Consider the following 18,437-nt stretch of genomic DNA (forward strand, 5'->3'; position numbering starts at 1 on the left):
GGTAGTTTGGGTATATTAAACCATTGCGTGTTATGGTAGTTCTAAGTGTTAAAACAGGGATTTAAAATGGACTTACGGTTAATTATAAATGGTAAAAAAGCGGCTGATGAGCAGCTTCGTGACGCCATCGGTAAATTTCGAACTAGTCAGCCACTGGCGGTGCGTGTTACCTATGAAGGCGGTGACATTAAGCGCTTTATTAATGAAGCCGTAGCAGAAGGCGTAAAACGTGTTGTTGTGGCTGGTGGCGATGGCACCGTTAATGAAGCAGTTAATGCATTAATGAAGTTAGAAAAATCACAGCGTTTAGAGCTTGCTATTTTACCTATGGGCACGGCGAATGACTTTGCCACAGCCGCCCACATTCCTCACGGGTACTTGCCAGCACTTAAACTTGCCGCCAATGGTCAGCCGCATGCAATTGATACGGTAGAGGTTGATGAGCGTTACTTTGTGAACGTAGCCAGTGCTGGTTTTGGGGCTAAAATTACCGCTACAACACCGCCTGCACTTAAGAACATACTAGGAGGTGGCGCATATACATTGGCAGGGCTTGTACAAGCGCTTAGTTTTGTACCTTACAGTGGCGAGTTAACACTGCCTGATGGTGAGCGTGCTTCGGGCGATATTATTGCTGCTGCCGTGTGTAATGGTCGCCAAGCGGGTGGTGGTCAGCTACTTGCGCCACATGCATACATAAATGATGGCTTGGTTGATTTAGTGGCGTTTACATCATTTGCAATTTCAGATGTGCCGGCGGTTATCGAAGAGCTAAGCAACTACCCTAATTCATCACAAAAGTGGGTAAAACGCTTTCAAGTGCCTTGGCTTGAATGGCAAACACAAACAGAAATGCCTATAAACTTAGATGGCGAGCCAATCACCTCAAAACAACAGCGTTTTGAAGTGCATGCTGGCGCGCTAAACATGGTGCTACCAGACGCTTGTCCGCTAATACGATGATGAAAAATTTTGATGTTACTCGGTTTGCGCTGGTTTTGCTTGGGCCGCAATGCTAGATTACTTCTGTAAAAATTAAATTCTCACGCAATGGACTTTAATTTTTAACAGTTTAGGTAATTTGAATGAATCAAACAGTGGAACAAACAATGAAAAAAGTAGGATTAGTCGGTTGGCGGGGCATGGTTGGCTCTGTGTTATTAGAACGTATGCAGCAAGAAAATGATTTTTCTAATATCGACACGACTTTTTTCACCACCTCTCAAACCGGTCAATTAGGTCCTGATCTTGCTGGCCCAGCTAAACCGCTTTTAGATGCCAATGATATTTCTGAGCTTGCAAAGATGGATATTATTGTCACTTGCCAAGGCGGTGACTATACCAAAGCCGTTTACCCGCAATTACGCGAATCAGGTTGGCAAGGTTACTGGATTGATGCGGCATCGGCACTGCGCATGAGTGACGATAGTATTATTGTGCTTGACCCGGTAAATAAAGATGTTATCACAGCGGGCCTAGAGCAAGGCGTTAAAACTTATGTTGGCGGTAACTGTACCGTATCACTTATGTTATTAGCACTTGGCGGTTTATTTGAGCAAGACTTGATTGAATGGGTTAGCCCAATGACATATCAAGCGGCTTCTGGTGCAGGTGCTCGCAACATGAAAGAATTAATTGCACAAATGGGTGCAATTCACGAAACCGTTGCTGATAAGCTTGCTGATCCTAACGCTGCTATTCTTGAAATTGACAAATTAGTCACCGAAAAAATTGCCTCAAGCGATTTACCGCAAGACCAGTTTGGTGTGCCTTTAGCAGGTAGCCTCATTCCTTGGATTGATGTACCAATGCCAAGTGGTCAAAGTAAAGAAGAGTGGAAAGCGCAAGTTGAAGCGAACAAAATTTTAGGCAGCAGCGAACAACCTATCCCTGTTGATGGCTTATGTGTTCGCATTGGTGCAATGCGTTGTCACTCACAAGCAATGACAATTAAGCTTCGCAAAGACATTAGCGTTGAGAAAATTGAAGAAATTCTTGCTTCTCACAATGAGTGGGTAAAAGTGATCCCTAATGACCGTGACATTTCTGCTACAGACTTAACACCTGTAAAAGTAACTGGCACACTGTCTATTCCTGTTGGTCGTATTCGTAAATTAGCGATGGGCCCTGAATATATCAGCGCGTTTACGGTTGGTGATCAACTGTTATGGGGTGCTGCAGAGCCACTTCGCCGCATGTTACGCATTATTGTTGATGGTCAACATTAATCACACAACTCAACATTAAGGCTAGCAGCTTGCTGGCCTTTTTTAGCACTAAAGGAAAGTAATGCACACGCCTAGTAAATGGAAAATGACACCCGAAAGAGTGTCGCAGTTTATTAAAACCTACAGCTTTGCATTAATGGTTGATAGTGAGTTTGAGGCAACTCATTTACCATTAGTTTATAAACCCGATGAGGGCGAGTTTGGGACCTTATATGGTCATGTTTCACGGGCAAATGGTCATGGTAAAAGCTTGCAAAATACTCGGGTATTAGTGGTTTTTAATGGGCCTCATAGTTATATATCTCCGACATGGTATGCAGAAAAGCCTGCTGTATCGACATGGAATTATGCTGTGGTTCATGCCAAGGGTAAGGTTGCATATCTTGATGATGAAAACACCTTAGCTTGCCTAGATGAGCTAATTAGGCAATACGAGCCAAGTATTTTAAACGATACCAGTTTGCTACCAGATGAATATCAAGCAAAGTTACTGCGGGGAATTGTAGGCATTAAAATTGAACTTGACTCAATTCAGGCAAAAGAAAAGTTAGGCCAGCATAAATCGGCGGCGGATCAGCAAGGTGTTGTAGCTGGGTTAAAGGCCGATAAACACCCTGATTGTCAGGCTTTACTTAGCTATATGCTAAAACACGAAGTAGGAATAGGCAGCTAATTTGCATCCAGCAAATGCTGCCAATTGGTTGGAAAGTACCTAGCATGGTTTTGTTAAAAGCATGTTAATTACTAAGGCTAAAGTTAGTACATTCCATGTTCATGTCAACTAAATGACATATATATGAAGGTAAGTTTTGGGTATAGACAATAAAAATAGCCATAAACTGCACATTGATTTTATTAGCCCAATCTATTTTGCCCCATAAAAATAAACACTTATTTATTTGCTGAACTTCCAAGGCCTCACTATATTTTCTTAAGTACCTAGTTGGAAGTATGCTATGAATATCTCAAAAAAATTAAAGCTCGCTTTTGCATCAGCCATCGCGCTGCCGCTGATCATCATTGCTGCGCTTGTAATTACACAAACAAGACAGCAAGCTCTCGACAATTTTGCCGAGCTTAGTGAAAGAGAAGCCAGACAAGTCGATAATGGTATCAGTATGTTTTTTGCAGAAATTGAGAAAAATGTCGATTACCTTGCTTCTCATACCGCTATCTTAGACGCCAAGCAAGGCGTTAAAACCCATATGCAATCACCTAGTGCAGAGATGCTTGATCATTTAAGTGGCAGTAGCACCGAAAAAAACGCTTTTAGTTTGTTTGATCACTTTGGCGTAACCCACCCGGGACTTGCTTATATCTACATGGGTAATGAACAAGGTGGTTATATTCAATGGCCAGAGGGTGAAGTAACAGCAAATTATGACCCAAGAGTTAGGCCATGGTACGAAACAGGTAAAGCTGCAAATGGTAAAACAGTAAGAACCAATGCCTATTATTGGGCAGTAGATGACATGGTAATTGTTTCTACTGTTAAGGCAATTAAAGAAGAGGGCGAGTTTATTGGTGTGCAAGGCATGGATGTATCCTTGCAGGGGCTTACCGATATTATTGCGAACATTAAACTTGGTGAAACTGGCTATTTAATGCTGATTGAAGACAGTGGCAATGTACTCGTTGACGTTAAAAATGCTGATTACAGGTTTAAGCAGCTAGCACAAGTCAATAACGGAAAATACAAGCAGCTCGCTGAGAATAATCATGGTCAATTTGAAATAGACATTAATGGTAAAGATTACTTAGCGAATATTTATACCTCACAAAAACTAGGCTGGAAATTTATAGGCTTAGTTGAAAAATCTGAAGTGATGAGTGCCGCAAATGCAATGACGATTACTATTTTAGTCATCAGTGCAATTCTGATTGCTGTATTCATTCTAGTTGCTAGCTACATTTCTAAATTAATTTCAGCACCTATTGTTGAAGTAAGTGATGGCCTGACAGAAATATCGCAAGGTGGTGGTGATCTAACCAAACGTTTGGTTATTAAAACACGTGATGAAACGGCCAAATTAGCAAACAGCTTTAATTTATTTTTGAACCTGATATCGGATTTAGTTACGCAAATTAATGATTGCGCTCAAAATGTGAGTGATACCTCCGCACAAACATCATCACAGGCCGCACAACTGTCAGGCTCAACATCGCAGCAACAACAAGCTCTTGAAATGGCGGCCACAGCGATTAATGAAATGGCAGCGACTGCTAATGAGGTCTCTGCCAGTTGTGCAAATGCAGCTGAGCTTGCATCGCAAACTCAACAAGCCTCAGAGCTTGGACAAAGTGTGATTTCTCAGACTGTTGATAGCGTTGTATCTTTGTCTGAAGTGATCACCAAAGCAACTCAAGATATAAACCAACTTGATGCTGAAAGTGAAAACATCATGTCGATATTGAGCGTAATAAGAGGGATTGCAGAACAAACCAATTTATTAGCATTAAATGCGGCAATTGAAGCGGCGAGGGCGGGCGACCATGGCCGAGGCTTTGCGGTTGTTGCAGATGAGGTTCGTGCATTATCACAAAGAACATCTGAATCAACAGAAGAAATTGCAAGCCAATTAGACTCCTTACGAAAGATGTCTGATCAAGTGTCAAAAGAAATGACAACCAGCTTAAACCGCACAAATAAAACAGTTGAGTTAGCCCATTCAGCACAGCAACAATTTAGTGAAATAACCGCGTCAATTGTTAATATTAGCGATTTGAATACACAAATCGCGACAGCAGCTGAAGAGCAACAGCATGTAGCTGAAGACATTAATCGTAATGTGGTAGAGATTAAAAACGCGGCGGATGATGTCAGCGAAATTGCTGAAAGTGCAAGAGGCAACGGAGAGAAACTAAACTTATTATCGAACACGCTTACTGATTTAGTAGGTAAGTTTAAAGTTTAGAGTAGTTAAAATTATGCTTGGATACTAACCTTGTCCCTTTTTTGTTGATTAAATAGAGATTAAAGGTTAGTTTTTATGTTGGTATTATCAAACCTAAAGTAGAACATGCAGGGAAAAATATTTCAGCTAAACAATAACAAACAAACTATTTATATATTTTTTATCATGCTATTTTTTACGCTGAGTCTCCACCTCCTCATAAGCTACCTTCAAGTAAATCATCAAAAGCAGTTTGCTGAATCTCTATTAACTAAAGCAGAAAATATATCGAATGATATAGTGGCTTCTATCCAAGAAGTCGCAACGCTATCTCCTAATAGATGTGACTCTGATTCCATCAACACATTACGTATAATTCTTTCAAAATATGAATACACTCATGACTTAGGTCTAATTTTTGATGGTAAGGTCGGTTGTTCAGCAAACTGGGGACTATTTGAAACTCCAATTTTATTTGCAAGAGAGTTTTATAGTTCTTCCTCGGGGTATCAATTCGCTTCGAAGGTAGGGAATATTTTCCCAGTTCCAGCCAGATACGATATAACAAAAAAAGACAACGTGATTGCTTTCACAATTAATGAACCATTTAAGAGTTTTGACCATCTTGAAAAAGGGTTTTCTTATAAAATTATTTCAAAAAATGAGAGCCATACTTTCCATAACTACAAATCTGAGTATCAGTTCAAAAAGGATACGTTATTAAATTCTCAGGAATTAAAAATTTGCAGTTCAAAATTCGAATACTGCGTAGAGACGTTAAATAATCGTCCTGGGCTACTTTATTTACCAATTTTTATCTCGTCATCACTTATTTGTTTAATCGGGTTAATAAGTTTTTTAATTGCTTATTCTGTTATTTCATATTTTGATAAGAACTCTTCAATCGAGTTTAGGTTGCGTAAAGCTATAAAAAACGGTGAATTATATTTAGAGTACCAACCAATAATTGAGCTGAAAAATAATAAAATAATTGGTGTGGAGAGCCTAGTTAGGTGGAAAGACGCCGTTCATGGAAATGTATCACCTGAACTTTTCTTAAGTATCGCAGAACAGTTAGGCTTGTACTCAACCTTAGCATATGACTTAGTTAAAAGAGCATTTGCAGAGCTTTCAGCTATTTTACATAGGGATCCCGAGTTCACAGTTGCGATTAATGTTAATGCGTACGAAATTAAAACTTCAGAGTATTTAGATAACCTATACGAACTTTGTATGAGTTATAAAATAAAGCCGCAGCAAGTAAAAATAGAAATTACAGAGCGAATAGGTTTGCCACTTGAAGAGTTATCTAACTTTGCAACACGGGCAAAGTACTATGGCTTTATTATTGCTCTTGATGATTTTGGAACAGGAGTATCTAACCTTGTGTGGCTCACTGAAATTAACTTCGACATCATTAAAATTGATAAAATATTAACACAATCAATAACGGATGAATTTAAACAGGATATGGTATTAGCCATTATGTCTCTGGTTACAAATCTTAATCGCTTGGTCATTTTTGAAGGGGTTGAGGTGTTTGAAGAATATAACTTCATAAAAGCTTTTAATCCTAATCATCAAATTCAAGGTTGGTATTTTTATAAGTCTTTACCATTAACCGAGCTAAATAAAGCACTAGATGGCCAGCAAGGATGACAATGAAAATAGAAAGTGTGAACACTGAAGATTTCCCAGAACTACTTAGTGTATGGGAAAACTCAGTTCGAGCGACACATGATTTTATAACAGAAGACGACATAGCCTTTTTTAAGCCCATTATCATTGAGCAGGCTTTTCCAAATGTTACTTTGAAGTGCATAAAGGATGAACATAAAGCAATTTTAGGTTTTGTTGGTGTTCACGATAGCAAAATTGAAATGTTGTTCATTTTAGATGCTGCCAGAGGTGAGGGGATAGGTAAAGTACTCTTGAACTATGCGGTTGAGCAATTAGCAGCCAACAAAGTGGATGTTAATGAGCAAAACCCACTTGCAGTTGGGTTTTATCAACATATGGGGTTTAAAGTTATCTCACGCTCACCTTTAGATGATATGGGCAAACCATTTCCAATATTACACATGGAACTCGTGTAGGAATGGCTACAGCCATGTAGGTCGTCATTTATGGCGACAATAACTGTGAACGATGAATGTACGGCGTTGAAACGCCTCCTACATACTTTACTCTCGTAACTCGCAAACTTTACTCTCATATCTCGCTAACTTCTCTTTTAACGCGCTAAAGCACGACCTACAACGCGCGAAACAAGTTTCACGCCTACGATTGAAAACATTGGGCTCTAGGATTTAGGCTCTGGGACGCGATGTAAAATCGCTGCTACTTGCTCGGCGTTAAAACGCCTCCTGAAACTTTCACCTTGTAACTCGCAAACTTCTCTTTTAACGCGCTAAAGCACGACCTACAACGCGCGAAACAAGTTTCACGCCTACGTTGGAAAACATTAGGCGCTAGGATTTAGGCTCTGGGACGCGATGTAAAATCGCTGCTACTTGTTCGGCGTTGAAACGCCTCCTACAAACTTTACTCTCGTATCTTACAAACTAAAAAATCATTACTTGTCATACAAAATAATCTATTGTATTTTCAGGGGATTAAGGTTTAAAAATAAAAGGATTTTAGTAATGGTTAAACTAAATGGATTCACAGTTTTAATTTTGATTGCTATCAGTTCGCTAATAACTTATTTGGTTACTTCATCGAGCAACAATAGTGAGGTGACGGCTACCGTAATAGAGAGTCAAGTTAATAGTGATTCTAATAAAGAAGTGATCTCGGCGAATAACAAAGATATACATCAAAGCACTATTCAAGTTAAACAATTAGCCAGTTCAGAGCCTGAAGGTAATAAGGTGAGTGAAGAGCAAGGTCAACAAACGAATTTAGCTGATAGACATTTTTCATCATCAGAATCTGTTACCAATTCATTCATCACTGATAATGGGTAAATTAAACAGCAAAGCGTATTTGGCGCAATCACAATTCCTGAATTTCATGACTTTTTGAATAATGTACGAGTTACTGAAGAAACAGATAATTCAATAGAAAGAGAAGTTAAGCTGCTCGAGATGTTGAGTCAAATTCGCACAAACGACGTTTATGCTGAAGACTTTGCTTGTAGAGGTAAAGTCTGTGCTATGTCATTTCACCATGAGGCTAACTCTGATTTTGATCTTGATAAGTTGAGTACTTTTGATGAAAACTACCTTTTCACAAACACATCAAAAGACGAATCAGGTTCAACAGTGACAAGAGTCTTGTTTATTCAAACAGACAACCCATCTCAATTAGTTTTTACCAATGGCTAGTCTTTGTAAGTCGCTATTTATGGCGACAAAACCTTGAACATTTTCATGTAGGAACGGCTTTTGCCGTGAACCATAAATGTTTGGCTTTGAAACGCCTCTTATAAACAAACGCGCGAAACAAGTTTCACGCCTACGTTGGAAAAACATTAGGCGCTAGGATTCAGGCTCTAGGACGCGATGTAAAATCGATGCTATTTGCTCGGCGTTGAAACGCCTCCTACAACTTTCATCTTGTAGCTTGCTAACTTTCCCCTTGTAACTTGTAACTCGTCACTTATCTTTTGCTTAATTTGCTGTTCGCGATATGCTGACATAACGAATATTGAATTACATTGGAATTGAAAATGAAGCTCAATCAGGTGACGTTACCTGTAAAAGATATGGATGAAGCGGTGGCTTTTTACTTAACACTGGGAATGATTCAGATTGTAGATACCCCGCATTACGCACGCTTTCAATGCCCAGATGGTGATGCCACATTTTCGCTGTCATTAGAAACCGATAATTATAATAATCATGCGGTAATTTATTTTGAACATGAGCAGCTCGATGAGCTCTACGCAAGCCTTGTTGAAAAAGGCATTAACTTTGAACAGCCACCAACCGCCCAGCGTTATTTATGGAAAGAAGCAATTTTAAAAGATCCATCAGGTAATAAAATTAAATTGTATTGGGCCGGAGAGAACCGCTTAAACCCACCATGGAAAGTAGAAAAAAGAGGATAAATTAAAGGCGCTAGGTCCTAGCGCCTAATATCTAAAAACTAACCTCTTAAAATGTTACTGCTTTTCTTTCAGTAATTGTTTTAGTTCGGCCATTTCAGCTTGTAGCTGAGCAATTTGTCCTTTGGTTGCAGGCATGTCGGCATCAGATGTTTGCTCTTCTCGAGCGTTGCGATGCTCTTCAGACATGACTTCTAAAATTGCACCCACCATCATGTTTAAAAATATAAAGGCAGTTAAGAAGATAAACGTTAGGTAGAAAATCCAACTGAGTTCATACACAGCCATGGTCTCATACATGACATCAGTCCAATCCTCGAACGTTGCAATCCTAAATAGGGTGAGCATAGAAATAGATACATCGCCCCATAATACAGGGTTTATATCAGCAAACAGCATGCTACCCATAGCGGCATAAATATAAAAAATCACAAACATAAGTAGGGCAATATAGCCCATTTGCGGAATAGCTTTTAAAAGCGAGTTAACCAGCAGTCTAAGCTCTGGGATCATAGAGACTAGTCGCAGAACGCGGAAAATACGCAGTAATCGAGCGATAAAAATTGTTGATCCAGCTGCAGGGTAAAGGCTACCGACCACGATTATGAAATCAAAAATATTCCAACCTTTGCTGAAAAAATCTTTAAAGCCACGGCTTGCGATAAAACGGATCACTAGTTCAACTAAAAAGAATACCGTGATACCTACGTCCATCCAATGTAAAGCAAGCTCAGCTGTAGGATGTAATGAATAGGTATGTGCACCCACTGTTAGTGCTGAAATAACAATGACAGCGATAACAAATGATTGAAAAATTTTACTTTTATCGATACGCTGAAACAGCTCTTGTAACTGCGACAACATCATATAGAACCCTTTGGTAATAATATTTAAACCCACGCAATATACAGGAAAACGCAGCACCAATGTATAACTACATAAAGGAAATTTAATGTTTTTTAATGCTTTAAAATTGGCCATCATCGCGACTGTTGTAGTGCTCTTGTCAGCTTGTAGCTCAGACGCCCGTTATCATGAAATTCAATCGGCGCGTTTAAGTGAATGCAATCATATGGCAGATAAAGAGTACCATGAGTGTGTAAAGCGCCAGCAAGATGGCTACGAAGAATTTAAAAAACAACAAGCAGAACATGACTAAAACTGAAAAGCGCCAAGATAAGGCTATTCGAGTTGCGTTAACGCAAGCGTGCGAACAAGCAAAAGAACAAGTACACGAATTTTCATGGTTAACTCATACTGCTGATCTAAAAAAACTACCGCAATCGCTGAGAGTAAGTTGTTACTGTAAAGAGCTGCCGATTACAGCTGAGCAAACCCAGTTAATTAGCAGTCTAATTATCAAAGAATTGAGTGCAATAGATTTAGCGATCAATCCAAAAGCAATTGCGTTTTTAAAGGAATAAAAATGAATTTAAATTTAACCCCTAAACAGATGGTTAGGTTAAACCTAGCTCTTGCTGTGTTGTTTTGTATTATTGGTGTGTACAGCTTGCAATCAGACTCATTACCTATTTCAAGTTTTACTGGTTTTATATTTGCTATCGGTTTTTTGGCACAGGCCTATCGCTATACAGAAAAGTTTGTAGCCAAAACAGCCCTTAGTAAAACACTCACAGCAACAGACACAAGCCTCACGGTTAAGCAGGTGTATTATGGCGAGCAAGTAGAGACTCTTGAGTTGAGCCGTATTACACAATTGAAAGTTGCTGATAACTATTTAGCTGTCATTTTAGATGGCAACGGCCAAGGCTTCGATTTTCAAATTAAAGGCAAAGCTCAAGCCATTACTGAACGTTTAAATGAAATATTGCCAAAGGAGCTGCTTAAAAACAGCCCAATCAAACAGGTTTAATTTGGTAAGCCAGCTGCAAATGGCTATAATCGGCAAAAATTATTGAAAGAGATATAGCAATGGCAGTGCCTACGCGTTCACAAATTTCAATTGGCTGCGAAGTCAACATTGTATTAAAACAAGATCAACGAACTGGTCAGTTAACTCAAGGTATAGTGTCACGTATTTTAACTAAGTCACCGAATCACCCGCATGGTATTAAAGTTCAACTTGATGATGGTCAAGTAGGGCGCGTGAAAGAGATTTTATCATGAGTGTTTTAAGCGAAAGTGAATTTTGGCAACTCGTGACCGCCGAAGATAAAACTGCCGAGCCTGAGTCTGTTTGTAATGCATTAAAAGCAAAACTGACTGATTTATCTGACCAGCAGCTGATGGAATTTGATAAGCAGTTTAACCTACGTATGCGTAAAGCCTATACCTGGGACTTATTTGGTGCAGCTTATGTAATGGCCGGTTGTAACGATGATTATGGCTTTTCTGAGTTTTTATGTTGGCTTATTTCACGTGGTGAACAGGCTTTTTTAAAGGCGCTTGAAAACCCAGACTCAATTGCTGAGTGTACGCCAGTTTATCATTTAAACGAACAGCCTTACCCGTATTTAGATGAGTACGACTTGATTGCCGGTATGTTGTACGAAGAGCGTAATGATGACGAATTACCCTTTGTGCCATCAGGCCTTGAGCAACCAAAAGGTAAACGTTTTAAAGATAAAGCAAAGTTTTTAAAACAAACCTACCCAAATTTATACGCCAAGTATTGGCAACAACCGAGTTAAATAAAAGCACCTAAGGGTGCTTTTTTATGTCTTTATACTTACTTGTCTATGGCTTTTAAGTAATTTCTTAGTACCCAAATCTATTCACTTTGTGTTATCTTATTAATGCTGAATTCAGCACTATTTACAATATAAATCAGCAGACTAGATTAAATCGGTTTGCTACAACACATATCAAAGGAAATGACAGTGTCAGAAAATGTATATCAAGCCCCAGAAGCAAACCTCGCTACAGCATCAACAGAAACAACCACTTTAAGCATAAAAGAAATTTTGTTTTCTTTTAAAGGACGTATTCCTCGTAAGACTTATTGGTATTCAGCATTAGGTATGATTTTAGCTTCATTTGTTCTTATGTTTTTAGTAGCACTATTAACAGGTGGTAATGAGTCTGCTATTTCTGTAATCATGCTTATTCTCTATATTCCGCTAATATGGGTTTCGCTTGCGATTCAAGTGAAACGCTGGCATGACCGTAATAAATCAGGTTGGTGGGTACTAATTAGTTTTGTGCCATTAATTGGTCCTATCTGGGCTTTAATTGAAAATGGTTTTTTAGCTGGTGATGAAGCTGAGAACCGTTTCGGTCAACCTACTAGCTTATAAGCTATACTGTGTGCTCTGAATAACAGAGCACACAAAGCCAACTTGTCTAATGAAGCATTTAAATACGATTCAAATAGCTCGATTTATTATTAGCTTTAGTTGGTTTTATCATGGGCTGATACCAAAGCTTATTCACATTGCCCCCCTAGAGCTAAAAATGACAGCCAGTTTTGGTTTTAATCCCGAAATCTCAACGCTCATCACCCGAGCAGCTGGCATAGGTGAAATTATATTTGCCGTGCTGTTTTTTATTTTCTACCGTTCCATCTTAATCAATATTCTCAATATAGCTGCTTTAGTTGGGCTAATGCTGTTTGTTGCTGTTTTACAACCCGCACTTTTAATCGAAGCGTTTAATCCTGTAACTACAAACCTTGCCATAATCGCGTTTAGTCTAGTGCTTATAAATGAGCAAAAAGCGCCAAAAAAGTAATAAAGCCTAAACCGCGTAACAGCGCTTAATTTCGTCAATCATAGCGTTTGCTAAAGGGGAGCTGGCGTTTGTTTTTGAGGTGATTAATACCACAGGAATATCGTAGTGATATTTGTTTGGCTGAACAGCCTTAAAAATGCCTTTATCGACCCAGAACTGTGCATAGTGATCAGGTAAATAACCAATAAACTCACCAGATAAAATTAAATGTGCAATCCCTTCATCATGGTAGGCAACGGCACTATTTTGATAGTTTAAACCGTCGTTTCGGCTTTCTTTATCACGCATGTAGTTACTGGTAATCACCTCCGCTTCTTTGAGCAGCTCATTTATTTTCTTGTCTTCACAATTAAATAACGGGTGACCGACTGCGCAATACAGAAAGTTGGTTTCGTTATGTAGGGCGGTGTAATCTAATCCGCGAATATGATGGCGGCTAACACCAATCCCCACTAACGAGCGGCCATTGGCTACTGCGGTTTCTACCTCTCGTGCTTCACATACGTTAATATCGAACTGAATGTTTTTACCTTTTCCTTTTAACCTTGCAATAGCACGGGGAACGGCACAGCGTGGATCGCTAACCATGGTATCTATCATGGCGATACTTAAACGTCCCGATAACTCATTTTTAGAGCTTGCTACGGTATTAGCAAAGGCTTCGCATTGCTGAAGCAGTTCAATCGATGCCTGATAGGTGATAGCTCCTGCATCTGTAATTTCAAAGCCACTGCGGCCACGTTTACATAATTTAATGCCAAGCCTTACTTCTAAGTCTGATAAATGCGCACTGATGGTTGAGCGGCCAATATTCAAACGTGACTCTGCGGCTGAAAGCCCGCCACACTCAACAATTGCTACAAAAACGCGCAATAAGCGCAGGTCTACGTCATGAACTTGCATAGCTCTTCTTTTAGTTCGATAAATCTGGAATGAATAACGATAATTATGCATTTGTAAAACAACTAGAGCAAGCTAGACTCCCTCTAAATAAAACTAATCCTGTTCTTTAGGAGTTATAAATGACATTTAAGTATGGTGTTGACCAATTAACGTTAGATAGCGTTAATGCTATTGCAGCCGGTACGTTACAGGCAGAGCTTTGCCAAGAAGCAATTGATAAAATTAATAAAAGCCGCCAAAATGTAGACAAAATGGCTGCCTCAGATAAAGCCATTTATGGTATCAATACTGGCTTTGGTCCATTATGTGATACACAAATTTCTCCAGAAGAAACTAACCTACTACAAAAGAACTTATTGATCACACACGCTGTAGGTGTGGGTGAGCCAATCGCTAAACCTATTTCAAAGCTAATGCTAATCACCAAAGTACATGCATTAAGCCAAGGTTTTTCAGGTATTCGTTTAACCGTTGTTGAGCGTATGCTTAAGTTTATTGAACTTGATATCATTCCTGTTGTACCAGAGCAAGGTTCAGTTGGCGCATCGGGCGACTTAGCACCGTTATCGCACTTATTTTTACCTCTTCTAGGTGAAGGTGAGTTTTGGGTAAACGACACAATCAAGCCAGCAGCAGAAGTATTAAAAGAGCACGGTTTAGCGCCTCTAGATTTACATGCTAAAGAAGGTTTAGCGTTAATTAATGGTACTCAGTTTATTTTATCTCATGCCATTACTGCGCTTACTAAAATGCGTTACCTATTAGACCTTGCAGACATCGCAGGTGCTATGAGTATTGAAGGTATGCAAGGTAGCGAATCACCATTCCGTGAAGAGTTACATGCTATCCGTGCTTTTAAAGGTAACATCGAAGTTGCAGCGCGTATGCGCAGCTTTTTTGCAGGCTCTGAAAACATGGCTTCACATACTGATTGTGACCGTGTTCAAGACCCTTACTCACTGCGTTGTATTCCTCAAGTTCATGGTGCATCACGTAATGCGTATTACCACTTAAAAGAACTTGCTGAAACAGAAATGAATTCAGTTACAGATAACCCAATTGTGATCAGCGAAGAAGAAGCAATTTCGGGTGGTGGTTTCCACGGTCAACCACTTGCTATGGTATTAGATTATGCTTCAATTGCAGCAGCAGAGCTTGGTAACATTGCTGATCGTCGTTGTTACTTGCTACTTGAGGGCTTACATGGTTTACCGCGTTTATTAACGTCATCGGGTGGCTTAAACTCTGGCATGATGATCCCACAATACGTGACTGCGGCATTGGTAACAGAAAACAAATCTTTGTGTTTCCCACCATCAGCGGACAGTGTACCAACATCAATGGGTCAAGAAGATCACGTATCTATGGGTAGTATTTCTGGTCGTAAGTTAAACCAGATTTTAGGTAATCTTGATAAAATCTTTGCAATTGAGCTTATGTATGCAGCACAAGCAATTGAATTTAGACGTCCTAATAAGTGTTCTGACATCATTGAAGAAAACTTTGCATTAATTCGCAGCAAAGTTGCCAAATTAGAAGAAGACCGCTTACTTAAGCCTGATATTGATGCCATGGTAGAACTTGTTAAATCGCAAGCGTTTAAAGTTAACTAAGGGAGCAAATAATGACTTTTCAAGAACAAATTAAGCAAGGTATCCCAAGCGTATTGCCAGAGCCAAAACCGTATCCAAGCGATGCAAACCGAGCTCCAAAACGTAAAGACATTTTATTGGCCGACGAAAAGCAATTGGCTATTCGTAACGCATTGCGCTATTTCCCTAAAGAATGGCATCAAGAATTAGCTGCTGAATTTGCTGCTGAGCTCAAACAATTTGGCCGTATTTACATGTATCGCTTTAAACCTAACTATGAGCTTAAAGCGCGCTCGATCAGTGATTACCCGGCTAAATGCGAACAAGCTGCCGCTATTATGTTGATGATCGACAACAACCTTGACCCTGCTGTAGCACAGCACCCAGAAGAGCTAATCACTTACGGTGGTAACGGTGCGGTATTCCAAAATTGGGCGCAGTACTTATTAACCATGAAGTACTTAAGCGAAATGGAAGAAGACCAAACGCTACACATGTATTCGGGTCACCCTATGGGGTTATTTCCATCATCAGTTGAAGCACCGCGTGTGGTTGTGACAAACGGTATGATGATCCCGAACTATTCAAAACCAGATGACTGGGAAAAATTCAATGCACTAGGTGTAACTCAATATGGTCAAATGACTGCGGGTTCATTTATGTACATCGGCCCGCAAGGTATCGTTCACGGTACAACCATTACGGTAATGAATGCGTTCCGTAAAGTACTTGCAAAAGGCGAATCACCAAAAGGTAAGATCTTCTTAACTGCTGGTTTAGGCGGTATGAGTGGTGCTCAGCCTAAAGCGGGTAACATTGCTAACTGTATTACCGTGTGTGCTGAGGTTAACCCTAAGGCGGCTATTAAGCGTCATCAACAAGGTTGGGTAGATGAGCTAATCGATAACATGCCAGAGCTTGTTGAGCGTGTACGTACTGCTCAGCAAAATGAAGAAGTGGTTTCGATTGCCTTTATTGGTAACGTGGTTGATGTATGGGAAAGCTTCTTAGCTGAAGATATTTTCATTCACTTAGGTTCTGACCAAACTTCACTTCATAACCCATGGTCAGGCGGTTACTACCCGGTTGATATCAGCTATGAAGAGTCAAATCGTTTAATTCGTGAAGAGCCAGAAGTATTTAAAGAAAAAGTACAAGCGACGCTTAAGCGCCACGCCGATGCTGTTAACAAGCACACGGCAAAAGGTACTTACTTCTTTGATTACGGTAATGCGTTTTTGTTAGAAGCATCACGCGCTGGTGGCGATGTAATGGCTGATAATGGTATTGATTTTAAATACCCATCGTACGTACAAGATATTCTTGGCCCAATGTGTTTTGATTACGGCTTTGGCCCGTTCCGCTGGGTATGTACCTCAGGTAAGCCAGAAGATCTAGATAAAACAGATGCTATTGCTGCAGATGTTTTAAATAAAATCATGGCAGACTCTCCTGAAGAGATCCAACAGCAAATGCAAGACAACATCACGTGGATCAAAGATGCGAAGCAAAACAAACTTGTTGTAGGTTCTCAAGCTCGTATTCTTTATGCAGACGCACAAGGCCGCGCTGAAATTGCTAAAGCCTTTAATGATGCCATTAATCGTGGTGAAATTGGTCCAGTTGTACTTGGTCGTGACCACCATGACGTAAGTGGTACTGATTCACCTTTCCGCGAAACATCAAACATTTATGACGGTAGCCGCTTTACAGCAGATATGGCTATTCATAACGTAATTGGTGATGGTTTCCGTGGTGCAACATGGGTATCTATCCATAATGGTGGTGGTGTAGGCTGGGGCGAAGTGATCAACGGTGGTTTTGGTATGCTACTAGATGGTAGTGAAGCTGCCGAGCGTCGTCTGAAATCTATGCTATTATTTGATGTAAACAACGGTATTGCTCGTCGTAGTTGGGCTCGTAACGAAGAAGCTAATTTTGCAATTAAACGTGAAATGGCTCGTACGCCTAAACTTAAAGTGACCTTGTCTAATAACGTTGATGATGAAGTTTTATCAAACTTAGATTTCTAAGTTGTGTCAATGCAAAAAGGCTATGTTGTACACGCAACATGGCCTTTTTTATTGCCTAAAATTTTTAAATAGCGCATTGTTTAGGTAATAAATTTTTGGCTTAGCTAATGAGGAGATAGAGATGACTAAAACACTGACGGGTGAATGTTGCTGCGGTGCAGTGAGTTTTAAAGTTGCTGATAAATTTAGGCGTTTTTACTTCTGTCATTGTGAACAATGTCGAAAACTGAGCGGAACAGCTCACGCTGCAAATTTGTTTACCTCACCAGATGCTATCGAATGGGTAAAAGGTCAGCAGCATATAACGCGGTTTAATTATCCTGGTCGTGCATTATCTAGAGCGTTTTGTAAAACCTGTGGCTCTGCGCTGCCATTTGAATCACAAGACAGTAAATACCTACTTGTACCTGCAGGTAGTTTAAACGAAGAGCCAAGTAAAGAATTAGACGCGCAAATATTCTGTGAAGAACAAACCGAATGGCATAGAAAAGGCTTAAATGGCAAAAAGTTGATTGGCTTGGGTCGCGATTAAGCGCTTTGATAATTTGCTTTTATGAATAAAGTTTGACCAGCTAATCGAGTTTGATTAATCTTTAAGATACATTTTAAAAGGAGGTTTAATATGTTTAAAGTTTTAACCTTAGCTGCTTTAGTCTCGTTAGCAGTACCTACAAACGCAAATGAAATGACAGCCGAGTTTCTTAAAAATGAGCTAGAAATCGCTCATTCTCAGTACATCAAAGGTTCAAGCGATAGTGCGCTTTATGCGTTAAATGCACTCGCAAGAATTCTTGAGCTTGATAGCGCTAAAACGCTGCAAACAGAGTTAGGCCCTAATAATCTTGCGTTTACTTATCTTCGGATTGGACTTATTCATGAGCAAGCTGGTGAGCAGCAGCAAGCCAATAGCTACTTTGCAAAAGCAATGAATGTTCACCAAGGCGAAAAAAGTCAGCTTGCAGAGCTTAAAGCTTATGTAACTAAATTAGACAAATCAGTAAAGAGTTAGCGAGATACTAGAGTAAAGTTTGTAGGAGGCGTTTCAA

At 39.7% G+C, this 18,437-nt stretch carries 22 protein-coding genes; 20 read left to right on the forward strand and 2 right to left on the reverse strand.

Annotated elements, in window-relative coordinates; genetic code table 11:
* Nucleotides 1–66: 66 nt before the first annotated feature.
* From yegS to L1D46_RS03330, 9 genes are all read left to right on the forward strand, one after another.
* Nucleotides 67–963: a lipid kinase YegS gene (gene yegS, locus L1D46_RS03290; protein ID WP_130052547.1), complete on the forward strand. Its 897-nt coding sequence runs from the start codon at nucleotides 67–69 to the stop codon at nucleotides 961–963.
* Nucleotides 964–1,085: 122 nt separating this feature from the next.
* On the forward strand, nucleotides 1,086–2,228 hold the full coding sequence (gene asd / locus L1D46_RS03295; RefSeq protein WP_130052545.1) for an aspartate-semialdehyde dehydrogenase: 1,143 nt from the start codon (nucleotides 1,086–1,088) through the stop codon (nucleotides 2,226–2,228).
* A gap of 61 nt (nucleotides 2,229–2,289) precedes the next feature.
* Nucleotides 2,290–2,901, forward strand: coding sequence for an FMN-binding negative transcriptional regulator (locus L1D46_RS03300; protein ID WP_130052543.1), 612 nt, complete (start codon nucleotides 2,290–2,292; stop codon nucleotides 2,899–2,901).
* A 283-nt stretch (nucleotides 2,902–3,184) separates the two neighbouring features.
* Nucleotides 3,185–5,143: a methyl-accepting chemotaxis protein gene (locus L1D46_RS03305; protein WP_130052541.1), complete on the forward strand. Its 1,959-nt coding sequence runs from the start codon at nucleotides 3,185–3,187 to the stop codon at nucleotides 5,141–5,143.
* A 105-nt stretch (nucleotides 5,144–5,248) separates the two neighbouring features.
* Nucleotides 5,249–6,781 carry an EAL domain-containing protein gene (locus tag L1D46_RS03310; RefSeq protein ID WP_130052539.1) on the forward strand — a complete coding sequence of 511 codons (1,533 nt, stop codon included), beginning with the start codon at nucleotides 5,249–5,251 and terminating at the stop codon, nucleotides 6,779–6,781.
* A gap of 2 nt (nucleotides 6,782–6,783) precedes the next feature.
* Entirely contained in the window at nucleotides 6,784–7,218 is a 435-nt protein-coding gene (locus L1D46_RS03315) for a GNAT family N-acetyltransferase (RefSeq protein ID WP_130052537.1), read from the forward strand.
* A gap of 549 nt (nucleotides 7,219–7,767) precedes the next feature.
* Nucleotides 7,768–8,091 carry a hypothetical protein gene (locus L1D46_RS03320; RefSeq protein ID WP_130052535.1) on the forward strand — a complete coding sequence of 108 codons (324 nt, stop codon included), beginning with the start codon at nucleotides 7,768–7,770 and terminating at the stop codon, nucleotides 8,089–8,091.
* A gap of 54 nt (nucleotides 8,092–8,145) precedes the next feature.
* Entirely contained in the window at nucleotides 8,146–8,451 is a 306-nt protein-coding gene (locus L1D46_RS03325) for a hypothetical protein (RefSeq protein WP_130052534.1), read from the forward strand.
* Nucleotides 8,452–8,795: 344 nt separating this feature from the next.
* A complete protein-coding gene (locus L1D46_RS03330) occupies nucleotides 8,796–9,176 on the forward strand; it encodes a VOC family protein (RefSeq protein ID WP_130052532.1) in 381 nt (126 codons plus the stop codon).
* Between the two features lie 54 nt (nucleotides 9,177–9,230).
* On the opposite strand, the gene L1D46_RS03335 is transcribed toward L1D46_RS03330, so the two are convergent.
* Nucleotides 9,231–10,037: an ion transporter gene (locus L1D46_RS03335; RefSeq protein WP_175580486.1), complete on the reverse strand. Its 807-nt coding sequence runs from the start codon at nucleotides 10,035–10,037 to the stop codon at nucleotides 9,231–9,233.
* 88 nt (nucleotides 10,038–10,125) lie between these two features.
* Between L1D46_RS03335 and L1D46_RS03340 the strand changes: the two genes are divergently transcribed.
* The 7 genes from L1D46_RS03340 to L1D46_RS03370 all read left to right on the forward strand — a co-directional run bounded on the left by L1D46_RS03340 (nucleotide 10,126) and on the right by L1D46_RS03370 (nucleotide 12,863).
* Nucleotides 10,126–10,332: a hypothetical protein gene (locus tag L1D46_RS03340; protein WP_130052529.1), complete on the forward strand. Its 207-nt coding sequence runs from the start codon at nucleotides 10,126–10,128 to the stop codon at nucleotides 10,330–10,332.
* Entirely contained in the window at nucleotides 10,325–10,597 is a 273-nt protein-coding gene (locus tag L1D46_RS03345) for a hypothetical protein (RefSeq protein ID WP_130052527.1), read from the forward strand. Before L1D46_RS03340 ends, L1D46_RS03345 begins: the two co-directional genes overlap by 8 nt.
* Nucleotides 10,598–10,599: 2 nt before the next feature.
* Nucleotides 10,600–11,046, forward strand: a complete 447-nt coding sequence (locus L1D46_RS03350; protein WP_130052525.1) for a hypothetical protein — start codon at nucleotides 10,600–10,602, stop codon at nucleotides 11,044–11,046.
* 59 nt (nucleotides 11,047–11,105) lie between these two features.
* Complete coding sequence (locus L1D46_RS03355; RefSeq protein ID WP_130052523.1) at nucleotides 11,106–11,300, forward strand: YwbE family protein; 195 nt, start codon at nucleotides 11,106–11,108, stop codon at nucleotides 11,298–11,300.
* The gene (locus L1D46_RS03360) at nucleotides 11,297–11,824 is read left to right on the forward strand and encodes a DUF4240 domain-containing protein (protein WP_062565591.1); all 528 of its coding nucleotides are present in this window, start codon (nucleotides 11,297–11,299) and stop codon (nucleotides 11,822–11,824) included. The genes L1D46_RS03355 and L1D46_RS03360 overlap by 4 nt, the downstream gene beginning before the upstream one ends.
* Nucleotides 11,825–12,013: 189 nt before the next feature.
* Nucleotides 12,014–12,430 carry a DUF805 domain-containing protein gene (locus tag L1D46_RS03365; RefSeq protein ID WP_205987947.1) on the forward strand — a complete coding sequence of 139 codons (417 nt, stop codon included), beginning with the start codon at nucleotides 12,014–12,016 and terminating at the stop codon, nucleotides 12,428–12,430.
* Nucleotides 12,431–12,479: 49 nt separating this feature from the next.
* Nucleotides 12,480–12,863, forward strand: a complete 384-nt coding sequence (locus L1D46_RS03370) for a DoxX-like family protein (protein ID WP_130052521.1) — start codon at nucleotides 12,480–12,482, stop codon at nucleotides 12,861–12,863.
* A 6-nt stretch (nucleotides 12,864–12,869) separates the two neighbouring features.
* On the opposite strand, the gene L1D46_RS03375 is transcribed toward L1D46_RS03370, so the two are convergent.
* Nucleotides 12,870–13,766, reverse strand: a complete 897-nt coding sequence (locus L1D46_RS03375; RefSeq protein ID WP_130052519.1) for a LysR family transcriptional regulator — start codon at nucleotides 13,764–13,766, stop codon at nucleotides 12,870–12,872.
* A gap of 119 nt (nucleotides 13,767–13,885) precedes the next feature.
* Between L1D46_RS03375 and hutH the strand changes: the two genes are divergently transcribed.
* From hutH to L1D46_RS03395, 4 genes are all read left to right on the forward strand, one after another.
* Nucleotides 13,886–15,379, forward strand: a complete 1,494-nt coding sequence (gene hutH / locus L1D46_RS03380; protein ID WP_130052518.1) for a histidine ammonia-lyase — start codon at nucleotides 13,886–13,888, stop codon at nucleotides 15,377–15,379.
* 11 nt (nucleotides 15,380–15,390) lie between these two features.
* Entirely contained in the window at nucleotides 15,391–17,391 is a 2,001-nt protein-coding gene (locus L1D46_RS03385; RefSeq protein WP_130052517.1) for a urocanate hydratase, read from the forward strand.
* Between the two features lie 121 nt (nucleotides 17,392–17,512).
* Nucleotides 17,513–17,923, forward strand: a complete 411-nt coding sequence (locus L1D46_RS03390; protein ID WP_130052515.1) for a GFA family protein — start codon at nucleotides 17,513–17,515, stop codon at nucleotides 17,921–17,923.
* 90 nt (nucleotides 17,924–18,013) lie between these two features.
* The gene (locus L1D46_RS03395) at nucleotides 18,014–18,400 is read left to right on the forward strand and encodes a hypothetical protein (protein ID WP_130052514.1); all 387 of its coding nucleotides are present in this window, start codon (nucleotides 18,014–18,016) and stop codon (nucleotides 18,398–18,400) included.
* The last annotated feature ends 37 nt before the right edge of the window (nucleotides 18,401–18,437 follow it).

Source organism: Pseudoalteromonas sp. Isolate3 (genome assembly GCF_022398505.1).
Taxonomy (GTDB): domain Bacteria; phylum Pseudomonadota; class Gammaproteobacteria; order Enterobacterales; family Alteromonadaceae; genus Pseudoalteromonas; species Pseudoalteromonas apostichopi.

Bases quoted from the DNA above. Each gene is read 5' to 3' on its own strand.
- yegS (WP_130052547.1), top strand. From the start codon at position 67: ATGGACTTACGGTTAATTATAAATGGTAAAAAAGCGGCTGATGAGCAG.
- asd (WP_130052545.1), top strand. From the start codon at position 1,086: ATGAATCAAACAGTGGAACAAACAATGAAAAAAGTAGGATTAGTCGGT.
- L1D46_RS03300 (WP_130052543.1), top strand. From the start codon at position 2,290: ATGCACACGCCTAGTAAATGGAAAATGACACCCGAAAGAGTGTCGCAG.
- L1D46_RS03305 (WP_130052541.1), top strand. From the start codon at position 3,185: ATGAATATCTCAAAAAAATTAAAGCTCGCTTTTGCATCAGCCATCGCG.
- L1D46_RS03310 (WP_130052539.1), top strand. From the start codon at position 5,249: ATGCAGGGAAAAATATTTCAGCTAAACAATAACAAACAAACTATTTAT.
- L1D46_RS03315 (WP_130052537.1), top strand. From the start codon at position 6,784: ATGAAAATAGAAAGTGTGAACACTGAAGATTTCCCAGAACTACTTAGT.
- L1D46_RS03320 (WP_130052535.1), top strand. From the start codon at position 7,768: ATGGTTAAACTAAATGGATTCACAGTTTTAATTTTGATTGCTATCAGT.
- L1D46_RS03330 (WP_130052532.1), top strand. From the start codon at position 8,796: ATGAAGCTCAATCAGGTGACGTTACCTGTAAAAGATATGGATGAAGCG.
- L1D46_RS03335 (WP_175580486.1), bottom strand. From the start codon at position 10,037: ATGTTGTCGCAGTTACAAGAGCTGTTTCAGCGTATCGATAAAAGTAAA.
- L1D46_RS03340 (WP_130052529.1), top strand. From the start codon at position 10,126: ATGTTTTTTAATGCTTTAAAATTGGCCATCATCGCGACTGTTGTAGTG.
- L1D46_RS03345 (WP_130052527.1), top strand. From the start codon at position 10,325: ATGACTAAAACTGAAAAGCGCCAAGATAAGGCTATTCGAGTTGCGTTA.
- L1D46_RS03350 (WP_130052525.1), top strand. From the start codon at position 10,600: ATGAATTTAAATTTAACCCCTAAACAGATGGTTAGGTTAAACCTAGCT.
- L1D46_RS03355 (WP_130052523.1), top strand. From the start codon at position 11,106: ATGGCAGTGCCTACGCGTTCACAAATTTCAATTGGCTGCGAAGTCAAC.
- L1D46_RS03360 (WP_062565591.1), top strand. From the start codon at position 11,297: ATGAGTGTTTTAAGCGAAAGTGAATTTTGGCAACTCGTGACCGCCGAA.
- L1D46_RS03370 (WP_130052521.1), top strand. From the start codon at position 12,480: ATGAAGCATTTAAATACGATTCAAATAGCTCGATTTATTATTAGCTTT.
- L1D46_RS03375 (WP_130052519.1), bottom strand. From the start codon at position 13,766: ATGCAAGTTCATGACGTAGACCTGCGCTTATTGCGCGTTTTTGTAGCA.
- hutH (WP_130052518.1), top strand. From the start codon at position 13,886: ATGACATTTAAGTATGGTGTTGACCAATTAACGTTAGATAGCGTTAAT.
- L1D46_RS03385 (WP_130052517.1), top strand. From the start codon at position 15,391: ATGACTTTTCAAGAACAAATTAAGCAAGGTATCCCAAGCGTATTGCCA.
- L1D46_RS03390 (WP_130052515.1), top strand. From the start codon at position 17,513: ATGACTAAAACACTGACGGGTGAATGTTGCTGCGGTGCAGTGAGTTTT.
- L1D46_RS03395 (WP_130052514.1), top strand. From the start codon at position 18,014: ATGTTTAAAGTTTTAACCTTAGCTGCTTTAGTCTCGTTAGCAGTACCT.